Origin of the sequence: Paenibacillus sp. OT2-17, from assembly GCF_009827695.1 — a bacterium.
Lineage (GTDB): Bacteria > Bacillota > Bacilli > Paenibacillales > Paenibacillaceae > Paenibacillus > Paenibacillus polymyxa_B.
This window is the reverse complement of sequence record NZ_WUDQ01000898.1, coordinates 1-941: the sequence shown is the minus strand read 5'-3', so window position 1 is coordinate 941 and position 941 is coordinate 1. Positions and strand designations below refer to the sequence as shown.

Annotated in this window: 1 protein-coding gene; it reads right to left on the bottom strand. The window is 49.8% G+C overall.

Going from position 1 to position 941, the window contains the following annotated elements; genetic code table 11:
- A partial coding sequence (locus tag GRP75_RS28015; protein ID WP_160791012.1) for a beta-ketoacyl synthase N-terminal-like domain-containing protein occupies positions 1 to 941 on the bottom strand: 941 nt, incomplete at both ends.

Sequence of the window (941 nt, the reverse complement as noted above, 5' to 3'; positions counted from 1 at the left end):
CCCCACCTGAAGGGTATACGCTATATCTACCAGACTGCTGTCTGTGAACGGATGCTCCCCGATTGCAGCTAGTAATAGCTGCGCCTGCTCTAGCAGTTGTCCTTCACTCTTGGCTGACAGCACCACAATAGCCGATTTTGGGGTGGTAAGGGTAATAGAATTCTGCGCCTGCTTTCCAGGAATGTATTCTTCGATTATCAAATGGGCATTGGCACCCCCGAATCCAAAGGAGCTAACACCCGCTCTTCGAGGAATATTTTTCCCTTGAGTATCCCGCTGTGGCTTCCACTCCCGCGCCTCCTGAACGATATAGAACGGACTACCTTCAAGTTTTATATAGGGATTAATTGCCTCGCAATGAAGGCTTTTGACCAGCTTTTTATGCTTTAACTGAAGCAGTACTTTTATGACACCCGCGATTCCAGAAGCCAGTTCCAGATGTCCGATATTGGTCTTCACCGAGCCCAATCCGCAATGGGATTCTGTGATCCCGGGTCCCTCTGTATTCTCATAAAGCTCTTTGAAAGCTGCTTTCAATCCGTTAATTTCAATCGGATCGCCCAGCTCGGTGCCAGTCCCGTGGGCCTCAATGTAAGAGACAGTCCTTGGATCGATTCCGGCCTTTGTATATGCATTTACCAACACATCCGCCTGAGCCCTCGGATTAGGAGCTGTCAGGGAATTGGCCCGGCCTCCGTGATTGACGGCAGTACCCCGAATTACACCATAAATATGGTCTCCGTCCTTCTCTGCATCCTTCAGCTTTTTCAGGAAAAGCATGCCGGCCCCTTCACCACGCACGTAGCCATTGGCCTTATCGGAGAAGGTTTTGCACCGACCGTCCTCACACAGCATTCCTGCTTTGTTGAAGCTGATATGGAGTTCAGGCGGTGTCAATGTGATTATCACGCCTGAACTCCATATCAGCTTCAACAAAGCAG